Here is an 18,529-nt window from a genome sequence, read left to right on the forward strand (position 1 = left end):
CATGCAACAAACTGATAGCGCCCAAGGCGCTCACTGCTCATGAAATTTCTTTTCTTCAAGATGCTGGTGATGTGGAGACGAATGCGTCACGGCATGCAGGCGCGTTACATGGACAGGCAGGATGTCGGACGACAGCTGGAAGTCCTGATGCGCCGCATCGATCCCTCGGCCAGCTGGCACGAGCGCGCCAACTGGATGATCGACCTGGCCGAGTGGCTGCGCCATCGTCCGGCGGTCTCGCTGCTGGATCGCCAGTCCTGGCACCAGGTACGGCGCCAGCGCCTGGCCATCATGCTCGACTGGCTGGACCAGCATCGCGATGTACGTCGCACGGTGCAGAATGCCCTGCAAAAGACGCTGCGCGAGGCCACCGGCCCCGAACTGTTTTCCACCACCGGCCTGCCGCACGAGCCCGGCTTCTTCGGCGAACTGGCCGAACGGCTGGCGCGCCTGCTGCTGCCGCGTCATCTGTCGCCGACCGACCTGTCTTCGCTCTTCACCGCCATGTTCCCCGATCCGGACGATGCCGCCTGGCTGCTGGAGCTGGACAATGACCTGCTGGTGCGCCTGTGGAAGCTCATGGCCGACGACGGCATCTCCCACATGTACTGGCAGCAGGTCGAGGAAGCCATCACCTACCTCACCATGACCGTGGTGGCCGATGGCATCAGCCCGGCCTTCCGCCAGCGCCTGGAACCGAAGATGCCCATGCGCGCCACGCCATTCCTGGCGCTGCGGCGCGAGGTGGAAAGCTGGCTGCGCGCCCAGCCCGGCGATGTCGGCGCATTGCGCAGCGTGCGCATGCTGGTGGCCGTGTGCCACGCGCAGACCGATCGCATCTATGCCCACCTGGATGAGTATGGTGTCTCGGTCAGTCTGGTCTATCGGGTCGAGCGCATGCGCGCCCACCTGCAGCGTATCGGTCGGCTCATCGACGTGCGCGCGGGCGTAGCAAGTGTGCAGAGTGTGCCGAGTGTGCAGGGAGTGTCCGGCGCTGCCGGCACAGCCGGTGCCGGGCGTATGCAGCTGCTGCTGGCCGACCTGATCTCGGCGCATCATCATCGCGACTCGGTACGCGGCCTGATGCGGCGCAGCTTTGCGCTGCTGGCGCGCAAGATGGTCGAGCGCAATGCCGATCACCGCGAGCAGGCCATCGCCCATGACCGCACCAGCTACCGCAAGGTGCTGCGCGCGGGTCTGCTGGGTGGTGCGGTGATGGCGGCGACGGCGCTGGTGCAATCCAGCCTGTCACGCTGGGGCGCAACGCATTTCGTTGATGGCGTGCTGGCCTCGCTGAACTATGCGGGCAGCTTCCTGCTGATCGCCGCGCTCGGGGGCGTGCTGGCCACGCGCCAGCCGGCCGTGACCGCGCCTGCGCTGGCCGCCCGCATGGGCGAACTCGATGCCGAGGGCATGCGTGGCCTGATCGCCGAATCGGGGCGACTGCTGCGTTCGCAGTCGGCAGGTATCTTCGGCAACCTGCTGGCAGTGATCCCGGTCACTGTCGGCCTGGCTGCCCTGGGCTGGCTGCTGCTGGGGCGCCCGCCCATGTCGCCGGAGCAGGCGCGCCAGGACCTGGCAGCCTTGTCCCTGGTCGGCCCCACGCCCCTGTATGCCGCGATGACTGGCGTGCTGCTGTGGCTGGCCAGCCTGGCGGCGGGCTTTGCCGACAACTGGTTTGCGCTGCGCCGGGTGGGGGAGGTGGTGTCCAACCACCGTCGCCTGGTGCATGGCCTGGGGCCCATGCGTGCCCAGCGCTGCGCCGCCTGGCTGGAGCGCAACGTCGCCACCATCGCCGGCAGCCTGGCGCTGGCGTTGATGCTGGGCATGGCACCGGTGGTGGCGGCCTTTTTCAGCCTGCCGCTGGATGTGCGCCAGGTCACGCTGGCCGCCGGTACCGTGACGGCGGCCGCCTTCAGCCTGGGCTGGCAGGTTCTGATCACCCCCTCGTTCTGGCTGGCCGCCGGAGGCGTGGCGATCACCGCACTGCTGTCGGTGGCCACCGCGTTCGCCTGCGCCCTGGCCCTGGCCCTGCGTGCACGCGATCTGCCGCGTCGCGCGCGCAATGTGGCCATGCGCGCGGTGCTGCGTCGTTTTGTCGTCCGTCCGCTGTTCTTCATCCTGCCCGAAGGCCCGCGTGCGGCAGTGCGGGATGAATCGGCCGGAGAGGACGACGACGAGGACGATCCCGGCGATGATGAGGACAGCCAACAGCGCCATGCCGCCTGAACTTGCCATCAGGAACATGTAATACCGTTAATATTGCAGCGCATATAAGCAGGGAATCGGCCCGCAGTCCGCCATGGGTGGGCTGTTGCGGCCGATTGTGGGGCTTTCTGCCCAGGGATGACGATGCCGGGTTTATTGGTTAGAATCGAAATCGTTTTTTGCGTAAGGCAGGGGGAGTGGAGAGACAAGCTTGAGCCGAAACACCGGTTGAGCCAAAGCAGAACAGCCAAACCTGCAACACCAGGACAATCTAACGAGTACGATAAAGTTTGCTGCTGGTAGCAAAAGATGCGTGTTGTCGAGTATCCGTTTCCCGGAGGGACGGATTGCAAGCCCATTCACCTTACCCTGCTAACATGAAAAAACACCTCGTGTTTCTTGCCTTGCTTGGCGTCGTCGGCAGTGCGTCCGCAGCGGACATCGTCGGCAATGCCAAGGCTGCTGAAAACAAAGTCTCCATGTGCATCGGTTGCCATGGCATCCCCGGCTACAAAGCCAGCTTCCCCGAGGTCTACCAGGTCCCGATGCTGGGCGGGCAATCCGCCAAGTACATCGAGAACGCGCTGCGCGCCTACCAGAAGGGGGAGCGCAAGCATCCCTCCATGATGGGTATCGCCGGTGGCCTGTCGGACCAGGACATTGCTGACCTGGCCGCTTATTATTCGCAGCAGAAGTGAGGGGGATGCACGAGATGAAGAAGATCCTGATGGTCCCGGCGCTGCTGGTAGCGGCCTGGACGGCACCGCTGGCGGTCTCTGCCGCCGACTTGGCCAATGGCCGCGCGCTGGTCGAGAAATACAATTGCGCCTCCTGCCACGGCAAGGACTACAACTCCCCCATCGATCCTGGCTATCCCAAGCTGGCCGGCCAGCATGCCGATTACCTCAAGCATGCCCTGACCGCCTACCGGCGCGGCGACACCGCCATGAACGGCCGCAACAATGCCATCATGTCGGCCCAGGCCAAGCCGCTGACGGACCGCGACATCAACGACATCGCAGCCTATCTGCACAGCCTGCCGGGCTCGCTGGTGCTGCGCAAGTAAGCCCGCCGCTGGTACGCACCGAAAAAAAAGCCACGTCGTCACCGGCGTGGCTTTTTCATGGGCGCAGCGCGGCTTCAGCCCTGCGCGCGCCGCTTGATGTTCTCGATATAGGCTGCGCCATCCGGGGGCAGGCCATTGCGTTGCGCATTCCAGATCATCTCGCCCAGGGCTTCCATGATCTCGTGATGCGCATCGTGCTCGGAGCCACGGCGCTGCGCCAGCAACTGGAAGGCCGCGCGGATGCCGGGCGGCTGGTCGATGGAGATCTGCTCCGTGATCGACAGGTGCATGGACAGGTGCAGGAAGGGATTGGTCTGCCCGTGCTCGACCGAGTAGTCGGCGGCCAGGGCTTCGTCGACGTCGCGTAGCGCGTCCTGGTATTCGGGGTGCTGGATGATCCAGTCGCGGGCGATGGCCTCCAGCGGGGTCAGGATCTCGTGGCCCTGGTGCTTGCGATAGGCTTCGCAGAAGAAGCGGCGGACATCGTGCTGGGACGGCGTGAACATGGTGGTGCAGGAATCGGTGGCAAACTGCTATTGTACGCTGCAACGCCATGAGGTTCAGGCGGGCAGCTGAATGTGCCACGGGGCGCGATGTTGCAGTAATATTCTTTCCAATTGGCAATTGTCTGAATGATCCATCCGGGTCCACGGCGACCGCAAGGTTTGCGGCGCGGGATCTGGTGCTGGTACCACAGAGCGAAAAGCAAAAAGGGGGAATGGCACATGCTTGCAGCGGGCAGCCGATTAATGCGTCGACGCCGGGGCGTCTCCCTCCTGCATGGCCTGCTCGCGCTGGGCCTGGCGCTGGCCTTGCCTTGGGCCGGCGCTGCCGAGCCGTCCGAGCCGCAAGAACCCCTCACATTGCTGATCGGCTTTGCCGGCCCCTTGAGCGGTGGTGCCGCCGGGGTGGGGCGGAGCATGCAGAACGCCGTGCAGCTGGCGCTCGATGAGGCCAACCGGCGCGGCCTGCGCGTGGGCGGCAAGGAAGTTCGTCTCAAGCTGCTGTCCCAGGACGACCGCGCCGATCCGGCGGCGGCCGAATACGTGGCGCGTTACCTGGTCGAGCAGCACGTCACCGCCGTGGTCGGCCACTGGACCAGTGGCACCAGCCTGGCGGCCGCGCCGGTCTACCATGCAGCCGGCGTGATCCAGATCTCGCCGTCGGCGATGAGTCGCCAGCTGACGCTGCTGTCCTATCCGCGCATCTTCCGCACCATTCCCAACAATGAAAGCGTAGGGCGGCTGGCCGCCCAGTATGCGGTGGGCACCCTGGGCGCCAAGACGGTGGTGGCGATCGACGACCGCACCCCCTTCGGGGCCGGGCTGGCCGATGAGTTCGCCCAGACGGTGGAGCGGATGGGCCTGCAGATGGCGGCGCGCTATTCGGTCAGCGACAAGACCTCGGATTTCAACGCGGCGCTGATGCAGGCGCGCAAGCTGCGTCCGGACCTGATCTTCTTCGGAGGACTGGACTGGCAGGCCGGGGTGCTGGCCAAGGCGATCAAGCGCCTCAAGCTCGATGCACGGCTGATGGCTTCGTCCGGCACGGTGGGATTGACCTTCCTGATGCGCGCCGGCACCGACGGCAATGGCACCCTGGTCTTGGAGCCGGGGCCGCCGCAGGACAAGATGCCGGGCTGGAAATCCTTCCGCCAGCGCTACAACCAGCGTTTCGATTCGAATATCGATCTCTATGCCGTCTTCGCCTACGACGCCGCGCAAGCCATCATCAATGGCATCCGTCTGGCTGGCAGCACCGATCCCGACGCCATTGCGCTGGCCATGCACCGCCTGCGCTTCGAGGGGGTAGGTGGGGTGGTGGCCTTCAACGAGGAAGGCGACCTGCTGCATCCTAGCTATACGATGTACGAGGTGCAGGACCAGCACTGGACGCCGGTGGCCCGCTTCAACGGCTTGCCGCGCTAGTCCGGGGCGCGCCGGCGCCCATCGGCGCGATCAGACGCCCTTGGCCGGCAGCGGGGTCTTCTGCTTGAACTCGCACAGGTCGGCGATGATGCAGTTCCAGCATTGCGGTTTGCGGGCGATGCAGGTGTAGCGCCCATGCAGGATCAGCCAGTGGTGCGCGTCCTGGCGGAACTCGGGGGCGACGAACTTGATGAGCTTGCGCTCGACCTCGTCCACGTCCTTGCCCGGCGCAATGCCGGTGCGGTTGGAGACGCGGAAGATATGCGTGTCCACCGCGATGGTGGGATGGCCGAAGGCGGTGTTCAGGACCACATTGGCGGTCTTGCGGCCCACGCCTGGCAGGGCTTCCAGTTCCTCGCGCGTCTGCGGCACTTCACCACCATGCTGTTCGATCAGGATGCGGCAGGTCTCGATGACGTTCTTGGCCTTGGTGCGATACAGCCCGATGGTCTGGATGTAGGGCATGAGCTGGTCCACCCCCATGCGATAGAGCTGCTCCGGCGTATTGGCCACCGGATAGAGCTTGCGCGTGGCCTTGTTGACCGAGACATCGGTGGCCTGGGCCGAGAGCAGCACCGCGATCAGCAGCTCGAAGGGCGTGGTGTAGTCCAGCTCGGTGGTGGGCGTCGGATTGGCCTGACGCAGGCGTTCGAAGATTTCGCGGCGTTTGGTCGGGTTCATGGGCGTGGCTTGTCGCTGGGGGAGGGGGCGGCGGAGGTGGCGGCATCGGCGGCTTGCAGCTTCTTCAGGCGGGCGCGCTCCATGGCGGCCTGGATGATGGCTTTCTTGCGGGCCTGCTCGGCCTGTTCTTCAGGCGTGCCCCCCATGGCCGCCTCGACTTCCTTGAGCTTGGCAGCGGCCTTGGTGGCCAGGCGGGCATCGTTTTCTTCCTTGTCACGACGCAGCCGCGCAGTGCGCCAGTCATGACGGGCACGGGCGGCGTCAGCCTGCTCCTGGCTCCAGGCATGCCAGCCGGTGCGTCCCGGGGTGATGTCTTGCATCGTGATGCAGTCCACCGGGCAGGGCGCCACGCACAGGTCGCAACCGGTGCAGAGATCGTCGATGACGGTATGCATCTGCTTGGCCGCGCCGGCAATCGCATCAACCGGGCAAGCCTGGATGCACAGCGTGCAGCCGATGCAGGCGGCTTCATCGATCACCGCCAGGCGGCGCACCTGTTCGCTGCCGTTGACGGGGTTCAGCGGGATCACCGGACGACCCAGCAGTTGCGCCAGCCGCGCCACCCCCTCGGCACCGCCGGGCGGGCACTGGTTGTAGCTGGCCTGGCCGTCAGCGATGGCTTGCGCATAGGGACGGCAAGCCGGGTAACCGCACTTGGTGCATTGGGTCTGCGGCAGCAGGTCTTCGATGCGATCGGCCAGCGATGCGGCAGCGTTGGGGGCGGTGGTGGCGGATGTGGTGGCGGATGGCGGCACGGCGGTGGGGCGGTGGAGCAGTTCAATAAGGCAAAGGCGGTATTATCCGGCCAAATGCGGGGGAAGTCATGCCCGCGAGATCAAGGAAAAACGGCGCCACCGTCAGGACGGGGCGCCGTGTTGCCGGGCGATGGGCCGATCAGGCGTGGCTGCGGATGAATTCGCCGATCTTGGGGCAGACCACCTCGCGCCAGCGGCGACCCGAGAAGATGCCGTAGTGGCCGGCCTTGGGGACCGTGAAGTGCTGCTTGCGCGACTTCGGGATGCTGCTGCACAGTTCCTGCGCCGCTTCGGTCTGGCCGGAGCCGGAGATGTCGTCGAGTTCACCTTCGATGGTAAACAGCGCCACCGACTTGATGTCCTGCGGACGTACCGCCTTGCCTTCCAGCTCCCAGGTGCCGCGTGCCAGGTTGAAGTCCTGGAACACCACCTTGATGGTCTCCAGATAGAACTCGGCCGGCATGTCCAGCACGGCGTTGTACTCGTCGTAGAACTTGCGGTGTTCTTCGGCGGAGGCGTCGTCGCCGTCACGCAGGTGCATGTAGAAGTCCCAGTGGCTCTGGGCATGGCGGCGCGGGTTCATGGCCACGAAGCCGGCATGCTGCAGGAAGCCCGGGTAGACCTTGCGACCAAAGCCGGGATAGTTGGCCGGCACGCTGTAGATCACCGTGTTCTCGAACCAGGAGTAGGGCTTCTCGGTAGCGAGGTCGTTGACCGACGTGGGCGACTTGCGGGCATCGATGGGGCCACCCATCATGGTCATGGTCTTGGGCAGGTGGGGATCGTTGGCGCTGGCCATGAGCGAGATCGCCGCCAGCACCGGCACGGTGGGCTGGCACACCGAGATCACGTGGACGTCGGTGTCCAGGAAACGGATGAAGTCCTGGACGTAGTACACGTAGTCATGCAGGTGGAAGCTGCCTTGCTCGACCGGCACCATGCGGGCATCGGTCCAGTCGGTGATGTAGACGTCATGCTCCTTGAGCAGCGCCCGCACGGTTTCACGCAGCAGCGTGGAGTGATGGCCCGACAGCGGCGCCACCACCAGCACGGTGGGCTGGTGCAGGGCGGCCGCCTGGCGCGCGGCCAGATCCTTCTTGAAGTGGATCAGGCGGCAGAAGGGCTTGCTCTCCACCACTTCTTCCACGATGCCGATGGGCTTGCCCTCGACCTCGACGGTGCCGATATTGAAGCCCGGCTTTTCATATTCTTTTGACAAGCGGTACAGCAATTCATAGCCGGCAGCGATGCGCTGCGAAAAAGGCGTGTGGGCGAGCGGGGAAACCGGATCGGAGAACAACTTGGCGGAGGTTTCCGCCCATTGCATCATCGGGTTGAGGAACGCGCGATTGAATTCATGCAGTTGATAAAGCATAGCTAGCTGACCTTTATACAAGCACTGGCTGGCCTGCCTGCCCGGCGCGTGGACGTGGTCCGGTGCGTCGGCAGCATGAACGCAGCAAGCATGTGCAACAAACGTTTGGCGATGGTATCGGGCTGACACGGACTGAACATTCTGAATATGTTCAGTTTGTCAACATTTTCCTTGTTGCGACGCAGTAGCATAGCACGCTTTATCATGCGACCTCGTTGCTGGTAAGACCAGCGCCGTATCATCCCCGCAAATGCGGTGCCGGCGCCACATTGCGCCGGTCCGGAAAGCACAAAGCCCCTGCATGGGCAGGGGCTTTGGGTGGTCCGCCAGCCACCAGGGCCGGCCGGCTCGCTCGACAGCAGGGTGCTTAGTCGAAGACCGGGCTTTCCACGCCCAGGATCTTGTGCAGCTTGGGCGAGGTGGTGGTGTACTGCATGTGGATCTTCTTTTCCGGGAAGATATAGGGGGCGGCGCCGAAGGCGGCCAGCGCGGCTTCGTGGAAGCCCGACAGGATCAGCTTCTTCTTGCCCGGATAGGTGTTGATGTCGCCCACGGCGAAGATGCCCGGGATGTTGGTCTCGAACTTCTCGGTATCCACCACCTTCAACTGCTTGCGCTCGATGTCCAGGCCCCACTCGGCGATCGGGCCCAGCTTGGGCGACAGGCCGAAGAAGACCAGCAGCATGTCCAGCGGCAGGCGGCGGGTGACGCCGTCGGCGCCGGTGACCTTGACCTCGGCCAGCTTGCCATCCTTGATCTCGGTGCCGGTGACCTGGCCGATGACCAGTTGCATCTCATACTCTTCGCACAGTTCCTTCATCTTTGCGACCGAGGCCGGGGCGGCGCGGAATTCCTCGCGACGGTGCAGCAGGATCACCGATTCAGCCTTGCCCACGAAGTTCAGCGCCCAGTCCAGGGCGGAGTCGCCACCGCCGCAGATGACGATGTTCTTGCCTTCGAACTGCGCCGGATCCTTGACGCGGTAGAACACCTGCGAGCCTTCGAACTGCTCGATGCCTTCGACCTTCAGGGTACGCGGCTGGAACGAGCCCACGCCGGCGGCGATGAAGATGGTCTTGGTGATGAAGCGGGTGCCGGTGGAGGTTTCGAGGTCGAAACGGCCGTCTTCGCGCTTGTTGACCAGGGTCACTTCCTGGCCCAGGTGGAAGGTCGGCGAGAAGGGCTCGATCTGCTTCAACAGGTTGTCGGTCAGTTCCTGGCCGGTGCAGACGGGCACGGCCGGGATGTCATAGATGGGCTTGTCCGGATACAGTTCCACGCACTGGCCGCCGACCACCGGCAGCGAATCGATCACGTGCGCCTTGATTTCCAGCAGGCCAAGCTCGAACACCTGGAACAGGCCGACCGGGCCGGCGCCGATGATGACGGCATCGGCGTCGATGATGCCGTTGACTGCCGCGCTCTGGACATTGTTTTCCATGATTTCTTGATATTCCTGTTTCAGTTGGGAGGCTTTCTCGCACTCAGATACTGGCTAACGGCACGCGCCGTGTTGCTGTGGATAGGCCCGGGATGACAAAGCCGGCCTGGACTAGAGGCCGCGTGGCCGGCAGGGTTTTTCCTGCCGAGCAAATACAAACGGTTGCGCATCTGGCTTGGGCGATGGTGCTGCCAGGCTGGATGCGCAACCGCAATTCTGGGGGAACTGGCCCCGGTACGACTTGATTGTGCGCAGCGATCAGCGCTGCAGATATTGCAGTTTGTCAGTCTTGTCCTTCCATTCCTCGGCGTCGGCCAGCGGGGCCTTGGTCTTGGTGATGGAGGGCCAGTTGCGGGACAGGTCGGCGTTCAGGGCAATGTAGGGCTGCTGGTCGCCGGGCACGTCTTCTTCCGCGTAGATCGCGTTGACCGGGCATTCGGCCACGCAGACGGCGCAGTCGATGCATTCGTCGGGGTCGATGGCGAGGAAATTGGGGCCTTCGCGGAAGCAATCCACCGGGCAAACATCCACGCAATCCGTATAGCGGCAACGGACGCAGGAATCGGTGACAACGTGGGTCATAACTGTCCTATCTTTAAAATTTCTTCAAACCGATGGCTAACTGCGCCGCAATTGATGGCAATATGGCACGGTTAAAATCATGTTGCAGCAGGTTAATGTGCACGACGTTGTACACCTTGCGTGGTTTCCCCCGCCTTGTGGGCGGCCCCGGAAACGCGCGATGCGACCCGCTGCAAAGCCTTGTATTTTAAGGTAATTCGATTTTTCTCACAAATGAGGCTTATACAGATTACGTATAAGTAAATAAACAAGCCAGCGATAGAACCAGCCACCGCCAGGGTCTTCCGGATCGCCGCAAACGCGCACGGAGCAAGGCCATTCGCGGCCTGGCCGGTCCCGCGCATCAAGAAAAGGAAGTCCCGGCGTGAACGCTGAAGACACCAACAAGCCCCCCCGTTTCCGATTGTTCCGGCTGCCTGCCCTGGTGGGGCTGGTCGCCATGCTGGCGCTGCCATGGATGCCGGAGGCGGCCGCTGCCGACGCCATCCGCATCGGCGAGATCAATAGCCAGCATCGTCTTTCCACCGCCGGGCAAGCCTATCGCAATGGCCTGCTGCTGGCCTTGGAGCAGATCAATACTGGTGGTGGTGTGGCCGGCCGTCCCCTGCAACTGGTGACGCGCGACGACGGTGGCGACACCGGCCAGGCCGCCCGCAATGCCCGCGAACTGGTCGAGCGCGAGCATGTCCAGGTCCTGACCGGCACCATGCTCTCCGACGTGGCCCTGGCCGTGGCGCGCGAAGCCGCCCGCAGCAAGACCGTGCTGGTGGTGGGCGATGCCCTCTCCGACGCCATCACGCTGGACAAGGGCAACCGCTATACCTTCCGCGTGCGTCCCTCGACCTATATGCAGGCTGCCATGCTGGCCGAGCAGGCCGCCCGCATGCCGGGGCGGCGCTGGGCAGTGGTGGCCCCCAACTATGAGTATGGCCAGAGCGCGGTGTCCAGCTTCAAGCTGCTGCTCAAGGCGGCCCGCCCGGATGTGGAATTCGTCGCCGACCAGTGGCCGGCGCTGGGCAAGATCAAGGCCGACGACGTCGCCCGGGCGATCCGCCAGTCGCGTCCGGATGGCATCTTCAATGCCACCTTTGGCGAAGACCTGCAGAAGTTCGTGCAGGCCGGCAACCGCCAGCAGCTCTTCGAGGGCGTGCAGGTCGTCTCCATGGCCTCGGCCGGAGCGCAGAGCCTGGATCCCAGCCAGAGCGAGGCAATCCGTGACTGGCTGGCCATCGGCTATCCCTGGGACCAGATCAATACCCCTGAGCACCAGCGCTTCCTGGACGCCTACCTCAAGCGCTTTGGCGAGCGTCCGCAACTGGCCTCGGTGTTCGGCTATACCACCATGATGGCCATTGCCAACGGTCTGAAGAAGAGCGACGGCGTCGAGGGCGAGGCCCTGGTGGAAGCCTTGCGCGGCCTGCACCTGGTGTCGCCGCTGGGTCCGGTGAGCTTCCGTGCGCTGGACCAGCAGGCCAGCCTGGGCGCCTTCGTGGGGCTGGTCTCGCAAAAGGACGGGCGCAGCAGCATGCGCGACTGGCACTACCTGGATGGCACGGCCTTCCTGCCGCCGGTGAACTACGTGCGCGGACGTCGACCGGCCTCGGCCATGAAATGATCATGGGGCCATGGCTGAGCGAAAGTCCCCTGGGGAGCCGGGGCTTTCGCTTTGCCGATCTCGGTTAAGATAGCGGACGCGGCGTCCACGGGCGCTGACCATGCAATGCGCGGGGCTGCTCCGGAGCGCCCCGTCGTGCACGTGGCCCATCAACAAGGCAGCATGCGGCGCAGCCGCATCCGGATTTCATGATCATCACTTCCTTACTCGATACCGACCTGTACAAATTCACGATGATGCAGGTGGTGCTGCATCATTTCCCCGGCGCGCAGGTGGAATACCGGTTCAAGTGCCGCAACGACGATATCGACCTGACGCCCTACGTGGACGAGATCCGTGCCGAGATTGCCGCGCTGTGCCGGCTGCGCTTCAAGGAAGACGAACTGAACTACCTGCGCAGCCTGCGCTTCATCAAGAGTGACTTCGTCGACTTCCTCGACCTGTTCCACCTGAACGAAAAGTACATCACCGTCCAGCCCGATCCGGCCGGCAATGGCGAGATCGAGATCAGCGTCAAGGGTCCGTGGCTGCACACCATCATGTTCGAGGTGCCGGTGCTGGCCATCGTCAACGAGGTCTACTTTCGTGCCACCCAGCGTACGCCGGACCTGGAAGAGGGGCGCGCACGCCTGCGCCGGAAGATGTCGGTCATCACCGACGATGCCGAGCTGGCCGGCTGCAAGATCGCCGACTATGGCACCCGTCGCCGCTTCTCGCGCAGCTGGCATGCCGAGGTCATCGACGAGATGAAACAGCACATGGGCGAGCACTTCGCCGGGACGTCCAACGTGATGTACGCGATGCAGCACGACCTGACGCCCCTGGGCACCATGGCCCACGAATACCTGCAGGCCTGCCAGGCACTGGGCCCGCGCCTGCGCGATTCGCAGACCTTCGCCTTCGAGATCTGGGCGCGTGAATATCGCGGCGACCTGGGCATCACGCTCTCGGACGTCTATGGCATGGATGCCTTCCTGCGCGACTACGACATGTATTTCTGCAAGCTCTTCGACGGTGCGCGCCACGACTCGGGCGACCCGTTCGAATGGGGCGAGCGCCTGATCCAACACTATCGCGACAACCGCGTCGACCCGTCCGGCAAGGTGCTGGTGTTCTCCGACAGCCTGGACTTCGACAAGGTGCGCGCCCTCTACCTGCGCTTCAAGGACCGCGCCAAGGTAGCCTTCGGCGTGGGCACCAACCTCACCAATGACCTGGGCTACACGCCGCTGCAGGTGGTCATGAAGATGGTGCGATGCAATGGCCAGCCGGTGGCCAAGCTCTCGGACACGCCCTCCAAGAACATGTGCGATGACCCGGCCTATGTGAACTACCTGCGGCAGGTTTTCCAGATCAAGGCTTGACCTGATTTAAACCATACCTGAAAGTTTTTCCACTGGCCGTTTTTTGCGTGTGGCCGTCGTCCCGGCTGCTATAGTGTGGCTCCCCGCCGTCGTCTGGTGCGCAGGCGGGGATCTCATCTTGATGCCACCTCCCAGGACGACATTTGCAAGCCAGCGCCTTCTTTCTCGCTTTCATTTCCCTGTGCCTTCCCTTGCCGGCTTTTGCTGCCGAGCTTGACGGTGCAGGTCTGTCGGCACTCTGGGCCTTGCCGTTTGCCGGTGTGCTGCTTTCCATCGCGGTGTTGCCGCTGCTGGCCCCGGTCGTGTGGCATCACCATTTCGGCAAGATCGCCGCACTCTGGGCGCTGGCGTTCCTGGTACCGTTTGCCGCCCTCCATGGCATCCATGCGGCGCTGGCCGTGAGCGTGCATGCACTCATCGCCGAATACCTGCCTTTCATCATCCTGCTGTCTGCACTCTTCGCCGTGGCCGGTGGCATCTGCGTGCGTGGCAACCTGCGCGGCACGCCCGCCACCAATACCGGCTTGCTGGCGCTGGGCACGCTGCTGGCCAGCCTCATGGGTACCACCGGCGCGGCCATGCTGCTGATCCGGCCGCTGCTGCGCGCCAACGACGATCGCCGGCATACGGTGCATGTGGTGGTGTTCTTCATCTTCCTGGTGGCCAATGCCGGTGGTTCGCTCACGCCGCTGGGCGATCCGCCGCTGTTCCTGGGCTTCCTGAAGGGGGTGGATTTCTTCTGGACCGCGCGCCACCTGCTGGGGCCGATGGCCTTCCTGTGCGGCGCGCTGCTGCTGGTCTTCTACCTGCTGGATCGGCACTACTACCTGAACCGCGAAGAGCGCGGCCCGCTCGATCCCACGCCCGACTCGCCGCTGCAACTGGAGGGCAGGATCAATTTTCTGCTGCTCGCTGCCATCGTCGGCCTGGTGCTGATGAGCGGCTTGTGGTCGCCCGGCGTGGCGCTGCATCTCATGGGTATCCCGCTGGAATGGCAGAACCTGCTGCGCGATGGGGCCTTGCTGCTGGTGATCCTGCTGTCCCTGTGGATGACGCCGGCCACGGCGCGCGCGGGCAATGCCTTCTCCTGGGGGCCGATGCTGGAAGTGGGCAAGCTCTTCGCGGCCATCTTCCTCACCATCGTCCCGGTCATCGCCATGCTGCGCGCAGGCGAGCAGGGCGCCTTTGCCGCCGTGGTGCGTGCCGTCACCGGTCCCGACGGCCGGCCTGACGATGCCATGTATTTCTGGATGACGGGCCTGCTGTCGTCCTTCCTCGATAACGCGCCGACCTACCTGGTGTTCTTCAACACCGCTTCGGGAGATGCGCGCGAACTGATGGGGCCGCTGGCCTCGACGCTGGCGGCCATCTCCGCCGGCGCCGTCTTCATGGGGGCCAACAGCTACATCGGCAATGCGCCCAACATGATGGTCAAGGCCATCGCCGAGGAACGCGGCATCCGCATGCCCAGCTTCTTTGGCTACATGGCGTGGTCGGCCGGCATCCTGGTGCCGCTGTTCGTGGCCATGCGCTACATTTTCTTCTGATCTCCTGATGCACTTTTCTGACAATGAAACCGATATAACGAGACCATCATGAAACCCAAGATCTTCGTATCCCGCGCCGTCTTCCCTGAAGTATTGGCCCGCCTGGAGCAGCACTTCGAGGTCGAGTCCAACCAGGACGACCGCATCTACACCGCCGCTGAACTGCTGGAAAAAGCGCAGGGCAAGGATGGCCTCTTCACCACCCCCAGCGAGCCGGTGACGGCCGCGCTCTTCGCCGCCAACCCGCAACTGAAGGCGGTCTGCAACATGGCCGTGGGCTACAACAACATTGACGTGGCTGCCGCCACTGCGGCCGGCGTGATGGCCACCAATACCCCCGACGTCTTGAACGAGACCACCGCCGATTTCGGCTGGGCACTGATGATGGCGGCCGCCCGCCGCATCACCGAGTCCGAGCATTTCCTGCGCGCCGGCCAGTGGACGAAGTGGAGCTATGACAGCTTCGTCGGCCCCGACATCCACGGCGCCACCCTGGGCATCATCGGAATGGGCCGCATCGGCCAGGCCATCGCGCGCCGCTCGCTGGGCTTCGACATGCAAGTGCTGTACCACAACCGCTCGCGCCTGGCGCCGGAACTGGAGGCACGCGCCAACAATGCGCAGTACGTCGGCAAGGAAGAACTGCTGCAGCGCGCCGACCACGTGGTGCTGGTGCTGCCGTATTCCAAGGAAACCCACCACACCATCACCGCCACCGAGCTGGCCCTGATGAAGCCGACCGCCACCCTGACCAACATCGCCCGTGGCGGCATCGTCGATGACGCCGCCCTGATCGCGGCCCTGCGCGAAGGACGCATTGCCGCCGCCGGCGTGGATGTGTTCGAGAACGAACCGGCCTTCAAGCCGGAGTTCCTGGGCCTGTCCAACGTGGTGCTGACACCGCATATCGCCAGTGCCTCCACGCCGACCCGCCTGGCCATGGCCAATTGCGCGGCGGGCAACCTGATTGCCGCCTTGTCGGGCCAGCGTCCGCCCAATCTGCTCAATCCCGATGTGATCAAGGCCTGAACAAGGCCTGATGCGGCCATCCCAAATGAAACGGGCGCCCCCGGCATGGCTGGGGGCGCCCGTTTTACTGGTGCGGCCGTCGGCGGGTGCCGGCGGCGGCGCCTGCATCAAGCCTTCAGGTCATTGAAGATGTCGATGTATTCCTGCTGTGCCTCGGCCTGTGGCTTGCCCTTGACGGCAGCCCAGGCGTCGTACTTGGCGCGGGCGACAAAATCGGTCATGCCGGGGCGATCGCCCTGGACATCACCGTTGCTGCCCTGCTTGTAGAGGCCATACATCTTCAGCAGCGTCATGTTGTCAGGACGCTCGGGCAGGCTCTTGGACTCTGCCACGGCGGCTTCGAATTGTTCTTGCAGGCTGCTCATGTGTGCTCTCCTCCCTGCGCCTCAGACGGCCAGCAGTTCGACTTCGAAGATCAGGGTCGCATTGGGCGGGATCACGCCACCGGCGCCGCGGGCACCGTAGCCCAGGCCGGCGGGAATGATGAGCTTGCGCACGCCACCGACCTTCATGCCTTGCACGCCTTCGTCCCAGCCCTTGATGACGTGGCCGGCGCCCAGCGGGAAGGCGAACGGGTCATTGCGGTCCTTGCTGGAATCGAACTTGCTGCCGGCGCTGCCGTCTGCATTCTGCAGCCAGCCGGTGTAGTGCACCGTGACATGGCTACCGGCCTTGGCTTCGTCGCCGCCGCCAACGTTGATTTCTTCGTATTGCAGCCCGGAAGCTGTCGTGATCGTGGACATCGTGTTCCTTTCGGTAGGGGATTAGGGTGGCGCGGCCGGCCCGTCCTGACCTTCATTGACATCTGAAGATGCTTCCAGGTAACAAAGGCAGGTCTCCAGCCAGGTCAGATGGGCGCCAGGCCGCTCCGGCAGCGGCATGCGACCGGAACGGCAGGCAGTGTAAACCAAAATGCCGGAATATTTGCACAATGCGTCAGCAGCGTGTCAGCGGGAACGCCAGGGCGGGCGTTAATGTCCCAGGACGTGCTCCGTGCACGATGAGATCAGGTATTTTTGCTTAAAGTTCGTCATGTTGCGTCGATTCAGTCAACTTTTTTCCCTTTCCCTGCGCGCCGTGTGCGCCAGTGCCGTGCTGGCCGCCGTGGCCGCGTCGGCGCATGCCAATGTGGTCGTGGTCCTCAATTCCGGTGACGCCTCCGTGTCGCTGCTGGACCCGACCGGCGAGAAGCCGCTCTCGACCTTCTCGGTCGGCAAGGAGCCGCACCACCTCATGGCCACGCCGGACAACAAGTCGCTCATCGTTGCCAGCGCCACCGGCAACCAGTTGCTCTTCCTCGATCCCAAGACCGGCGAAGTGCAGCGCAAGATCCGCGACATCATCGATCCCTACCAGATCGGCTTCACCCCGGACCAGAAGTGGTTCGTGGCCACCGGCCTGCGCCTGGACCGTGTCGATGTCTACAGCTATGACGGCCAGGACCTGAAGCTGTCCAAGCGCATCCCGCTGGCCAGGACGCCCAGCCACATCGCCTTCGACAACGGCAGCACCACCGCCTTCATCACCCAGCAGGGCAGCGACGAGGTCAGCGCCATCGACCTGGCCACACAGCAGGTCAAGTGGACTCTCCCCGTGGGCAAGCTGCCGGCCGGTATCGTCATGACGCCGGACAACAAATACTTGTTGGTCGGCATCATGGGCAGCGACTATGTCCAGGTGATCGACTGGCGCACCCAGAAGCTGGTCAAGCAGATCAAGACCGGCGTGGGCGCTCACAATTTCCGTGGCCAGGGTGACAAGCGTTTCATCTACGTCTCCAACCGCATCGCCAACACCATCAGCGTGGTGGACATGACCACGCTGGAAAACGTCGGTACCATCAAGGTGCCGGGCGGCCCCGACTGCATGGAAGTGACCGCCGATGGCAAGACCATGTGGGCGACGTTGCGCTGGGTCAAGAAGGTCGCCGTGATCGACCTGGCCAGCCGCCAGGTGGTCAAGGTGATTCCGGTGGGACGTTCGCCGCACGGCATCTATCTCTACAACCGTGCTCCCGATATCTGACCCGACCGCCCCTGACTACCCATGAAGCAGTGCTTGTCGATGAAACAACTGCGCGGCCTGAGCCTGTGCGCCATCCTGGCCACCGGCCAGGCCGTTGCCCAATCTGCGCCGCCAGTGGCGGCCTGCAAGGGCAAGATCTACCTGACCTTCGATACCGGCAGCCAGTCGCAGGCCGAGCTGATCGAGCAGACCCTGCAGCGCCACCATATCAAGGCCACCTTCTTCCTCGCCAACGAAAAGACCATCCACGGTGACTATTCGCTCGATCCGGGCTGGCAGCCGCTGTGGAAGCGCCTGGCCCAGGAAGGTCATGCCTTTGGCACGCACACCTTCGACCACGTCTATGTGGTGCGTGATCTGCCGGGTGGAAAAATCGAGGTGCGCCCGCAGTTTGGCGCACAGGCCGGCAAGAAGCTGCAATGGACGCCCGCCCAGTATTGCCAGGAGATGAAGCAGGTCGACCAGCGCTTCTTCGAACTGACCGGGCGCAAGCTCGATCCGCTGTGGCGCGCTCCGGGCGGACGACTCACCCCCAACCTGCTCAAGGCCGGGCAGGCCTGCGGCTATGCCCATGTGGCCTGGGCACCGGCCGGGTTCTCGGGCGACGAATTGCCCAGCGACAAGTTTCCCAATGCCGAGCTGCTGAAGAAGGCGCTGGATGGATTGAAGGATGGCGACATCTTCCTGGCCCACATGGGCATCTGGTCGCGCCAGGATCCTTGGGCACCCGCGGTGCTGGAGCCGCTCATCAGTGGCCTGGAGCAGAAGGGTTTCTGCTTTGCCACCCTGCGGGAGCATCCCGCCTATCAACACCTGTTTGTCGCCGGCAAGGAACACTGACGCAGCACGGCAGTCGAAGCGGGGCAGTGGGCTTCGGGGGAAGCCTCGGCGCTCCCGCGGCGCCTGCCGGTCA

The 18,529-nt window shown here is 64.0% G+C and carries 18 protein-coding genes; 10 read left to right on the forward strand and 8 right to left on the reverse strand.

Features of this window, described 5'->3' with window-relative positions:
• Nucleotides 1-39: 39 nt before the first annotated feature.
• The 3 genes from ACIPHN_RS21490 to ACIPHN_RS21500 all read left to right on the forward strand — a co-directional run bounded on the left by ACIPHN_RS21490 (nucleotide 40) and on the right by ACIPHN_RS21500 (nucleotide 3,274).
• On the forward strand, nucleotides 40-2,229 hold the full coding sequence (locus tag ACIPHN_RS21490; protein WP_400439901.1) for a preprotein translocase subunit TatB: 2,190 nt from the start codon (nucleotides 40-42) through the stop codon (nucleotides 2,227-2,229).
• A 356-nt stretch (nucleotides 2,230-2,585) separates the two neighbouring features.
• Nucleotides 2,586-2,906: a c-type cytochrome gene (locus tag ACIPHN_RS21495; protein ID WP_400439904.1), complete on the forward strand. Its 321-nt coding sequence runs from the start codon at nucleotides 2,586-2,588 to the stop codon at nucleotides 2,904-2,906.
• 14 nt (nucleotides 2,907-2,920) lie between these two features.
• Nucleotides 2,921-3,274, forward strand: coding sequence for a c-type cytochrome (locus ACIPHN_RS21500; protein WP_400439906.1), 354 nt, complete (start codon nucleotides 2,921-2,923; stop codon nucleotides 3,272-3,274).
• A gap of 74 nt (nucleotides 3,275-3,348) precedes the next feature.
• On the opposite strand, the gene ACIPHN_RS21505 is transcribed toward ACIPHN_RS21500, so the two are convergent.
• Nucleotides 3,349-3,780: a DUF1841 family protein gene (locus ACIPHN_RS21505; RefSeq protein WP_400439909.1), complete on the reverse strand. Its 432-nt coding sequence runs from the start codon at nucleotides 3,778-3,780 to the stop codon at nucleotides 3,349-3,351.
• A gap of 243 nt (nucleotides 3,781-4,023) precedes the next feature.
• Between ACIPHN_RS21505 and ACIPHN_RS21510 the strand changes: the two genes are divergently transcribed.
• Nucleotides 4,024-5,202 carry a branched-chain amino acid ABC transporter substrate-binding protein gene (locus ACIPHN_RS21510; RefSeq protein ID WP_400439911.1) on the forward strand — a complete coding sequence of 393 codons (1,179 nt, stop codon included), beginning with the start codon at nucleotides 4,024-4,026 and terminating at the stop codon, nucleotides 5,200-5,202.
• A 30-nt stretch (nucleotides 5,203-5,232) separates the two neighbouring features.
• On the opposite strand, the gene nth is transcribed toward ACIPHN_RS21510, so the two are convergent.
• The 5 genes from nth to fdxA form a co-directional block, all read right to left on the reverse strand.
• Nucleotides 5,233-5,883 (reverse strand): endonuclease III, encoded by a 651-nt coding sequence (gene nth, locus ACIPHN_RS21515; RefSeq protein ID WP_400439914.1) that lies wholly within the window; start codon nucleotides 5,881-5,883, stop codon nucleotides 5,233-5,235.
• On the reverse strand, nucleotides 5,880-6,638 hold the full coding sequence (gene rsxB, locus ACIPHN_RS21520; RefSeq protein WP_400439917.1) for an electron transport complex subunit RsxB: 759 nt from the start codon (nucleotides 6,636-6,638) through the stop codon (nucleotides 5,880-5,882). The genes nth and rsxB overlap by 4 nt, the downstream gene beginning before the upstream one ends.
• Nucleotides 6,639-6,777: 139 nt before the next feature.
• Complete coding sequence (locus tag ACIPHN_RS21525) at nucleotides 6,778-8,013, reverse strand: polyhydroxyalkanoate depolymerase (protein WP_400439920.1); 1,236 nt, start codon at nucleotides 8,011-8,013, stop codon at nucleotides 6,778-6,780.
• Nucleotides 8,014-8,380: 367 nt separating this feature from the next.
• Entirely contained in the window at nucleotides 8,381-9,454 is a 1,074-nt protein-coding gene (locus ACIPHN_RS21530; RefSeq protein ID WP_400439922.1) for an NAD(P)/FAD-dependent oxidoreductase, read from the reverse strand.
• A 258-nt stretch (nucleotides 9,455-9,712) separates the two neighbouring features.
• The gene (gene fdxA / locus ACIPHN_RS21535) at nucleotides 9,713-10,036 is read right to left on the reverse strand and encodes a ferredoxin FdxA (RefSeq protein WP_400439925.1); all 324 of its coding nucleotides are present in this window, start codon (nucleotides 10,034-10,036) and stop codon (nucleotides 9,713-9,715) included.
• Between the two features lie 439 nt (nucleotides 10,037-10,475).
• On the opposite strand from fdxA, the gene ACIPHN_RS21540 reads away from it, so the two are divergent.
• From ACIPHN_RS21540 to ACIPHN_RS21555, 4 genes are all read left to right on the forward strand, one after another.
• Nucleotides 10,476-11,651 (forward strand): ABC transporter substrate-binding protein, encoded by a 1,176-nt coding sequence (locus ACIPHN_RS21540; protein ID WP_400440176.1) that lies wholly within the window; start codon nucleotides 10,476-10,478, stop codon nucleotides 11,649-11,651.
• A gap of 188 nt (nucleotides 11,652-11,839) precedes the next feature.
• On the forward strand, nucleotides 11,840-13,015 hold the full coding sequence (gene pncB / locus ACIPHN_RS21545) for a nicotinate phosphoribosyltransferase (protein WP_400439928.1): 1,176 nt from the start codon (nucleotides 11,840-11,842) through the stop codon (nucleotides 13,013-13,015).
• A 191-nt stretch (nucleotides 13,016-13,206) separates the two neighbouring features.
• Nucleotides 13,207-14,562 carry a sodium:proton antiporter gene (locus ACIPHN_RS21550; RefSeq protein WP_400439931.1) on the forward strand — a complete coding sequence of 452 codons (1,356 nt, stop codon included), beginning with the start codon at nucleotides 13,207-13,209 and terminating at the stop codon, nucleotides 14,560-14,562.
• A gap of 48 nt (nucleotides 14,563-14,610) precedes the next feature.
• The gene (locus ACIPHN_RS21555; RefSeq protein ID WP_400439934.1) at nucleotides 14,611-15,591 is read left to right on the forward strand and encodes a 2-hydroxyacid dehydrogenase; all 981 of its coding nucleotides are present in this window, start codon (nucleotides 14,611-14,613) and stop codon (nucleotides 15,589-15,591) included.
• Between the two features lie 107 nt (nucleotides 15,592-15,698).
• Here ACIPHN_RS21555 and ACIPHN_RS21560 read toward each other — a convergent pair whose 3' ends face one another.
• Together ACIPHN_RS21560 and ACIPHN_RS21565 are read right to left on the reverse strand one after the other, a co-directional pair.
• On the reverse strand, nucleotides 15,699-15,956 hold the full coding sequence (locus ACIPHN_RS21560; protein WP_400439937.1) for an acyl-CoA-binding protein: 258 nt from the start codon (nucleotides 15,954-15,956) through the stop codon (nucleotides 15,699-15,701).
• A gap of 21 nt (nucleotides 15,957-15,977) precedes the next feature.
• Nucleotides 15,978-16,334 (reverse strand): FKBP-type peptidyl-prolyl cis-trans isomerase, encoded by a 357-nt coding sequence (locus ACIPHN_RS21565; protein ID WP_198980975.1) that lies wholly within the window; start codon nucleotides 16,332-16,334, stop codon nucleotides 15,978-15,980.
• Nucleotides 16,335-16,623: 289 nt separating this feature from the next.
• Here ACIPHN_RS21565 and ACIPHN_RS21570 point away from each other — a divergent pair, with 289 nt between their 5' ends.
• Both ACIPHN_RS21570 and ACIPHN_RS21575 read left to right on the forward strand, forming a co-directional pair.
• Nucleotides 16,624-17,616, forward strand: a complete 993-nt coding sequence (locus ACIPHN_RS21570) for a YncE family protein (protein ID WP_400439940.1) — start codon at nucleotides 16,624-16,626, stop codon at nucleotides 17,614-17,616.
• 21 nt (nucleotides 17,617-17,637) lie between these two features.
• Nucleotides 17,638-18,456, forward strand: coding sequence for a polysaccharide deacetylase family protein (locus ACIPHN_RS21575; protein ID WP_400439943.1), 819 nt, complete (start codon nucleotides 17,638-17,640; stop codon nucleotides 18,454-18,456).
• Nucleotides 18,457-18,529: the final 73 nt, after the last annotated feature.

Origin of the sequence: Herbaspirillum sp. NPDC087042, assembly GCF_044745245.1 — a bacterium.
Taxonomy (GTDB): domain Bacteria; phylum Pseudomonadota; class Gammaproteobacteria; order Burkholderiales; family Burkholderiaceae_D; genus Herbaspirillum.

What these genes read in the sequence shown, in the direction of transcription:
- ACIPHN_RS21490 (WP_400439901.1), top strand. Translation starts at nt 40, where the DNA reads ATGAAATTTCTTTTCTTCAAGATGCTGGTGATGTGGAGACGAATGCGT.
- ACIPHN_RS21495 (WP_400439904.1), top strand. Translation starts at nt 2,586, where the DNA reads ATGAAAAAACACCTCGTGTTTCTTGCCTTGCTTGGCGTCGTCGGCAGT.
- ACIPHN_RS21500 (WP_400439906.1), top strand. Translation starts at nt 2,921, where the DNA reads ATGAAGAAGATCCTGATGGTCCCGGCGCTGCTGGTAGCGGCCTGGACG.
- ACIPHN_RS21505 (WP_400439909.1), bottom strand. Translation starts at nt 3,780, where the DNA reads ATGTTCACGCCGTCCCAGCACGATGTCCGCCGCTTCTTCTGCGAAGCC.
- ACIPHN_RS21510 (WP_400439911.1), top strand. Translation starts at nt 4,024, where the DNA reads ATGCGTCGACGCCGGGGCGTCTCCCTCCTGCATGGCCTGCTCGCGCTG.
- nth (WP_400439914.1), bottom strand. Translation starts at nt 5,883, where the DNA reads ATGAACCCGACCAAACGCCGCGAAATCTTCGAACGCCTGCGTCAGGCC.
- ACIPHN_RS21525 (WP_400439920.1), bottom strand. Translation starts at nt 8,013, where the DNA reads ATGCTTTATCAACTGCATGAATTCAATCGCGCGTTCCTCAACCCGATG.
- ACIPHN_RS21530 (WP_400439922.1), bottom strand. Translation starts at nt 9,454, where the DNA reads ATGGAAAACAATGTCCAGAGCGCGGCAGTCAACGGCATCATCGACGCC.
- fdxA (WP_400439925.1), bottom strand. Translation starts at nt 10,036, where the DNA reads ATGACCCACGTTGTCACCGATTCCTGCGTCCGTTGCCGCTATACGGAT.
- ACIPHN_RS21540 (WP_400440176.1), top strand. Translation starts at nt 10,476, where the DNA reads ATGCTGGCGCTGCCATGGATGCCGGAGGCGGCCGCTGCCGACGCCATC.
- pncB (WP_400439928.1), top strand. Translation starts at nt 11,840, where the DNA reads ATGATCATCACTTCCTTACTCGATACCGACCTGTACAAATTCACGATG.
- ACIPHN_RS21555 (WP_400439934.1), top strand. Translation starts at nt 14,611, where the DNA reads ATGAAACCCAAGATCTTCGTATCCCGCGCCGTCTTCCCTGAAGTATTG.
- ACIPHN_RS21560 (WP_400439937.1), bottom strand. Translation starts at nt 15,956, where the DNA reads ATGAGCAGCCTGCAAGAACAATTCGAAGCCGCCGTGGCAGAGTCCAAG.
- ACIPHN_RS21565 (WP_198980975.1), bottom strand. Translation starts at nt 16,334, where the DNA reads ATGTCCACGATCACGACAGCTTCCGGGCTGCAATACGAAGAAATCAAC.
- ACIPHN_RS21570 (WP_400439940.1), top strand. Translation starts at nt 16,624, where the DNA reads ATGTTGCGTCGATTCAGTCAACTTTTTTCCCTTTCCCTGCGCGCCGTG.
- ACIPHN_RS21575 (WP_400439943.1), top strand. Translation starts at nt 17,638, where the DNA reads ATGAAGCAGTGCTTGTCGATGAAACAACTGCGCGGCCTGAGCCTGTGC.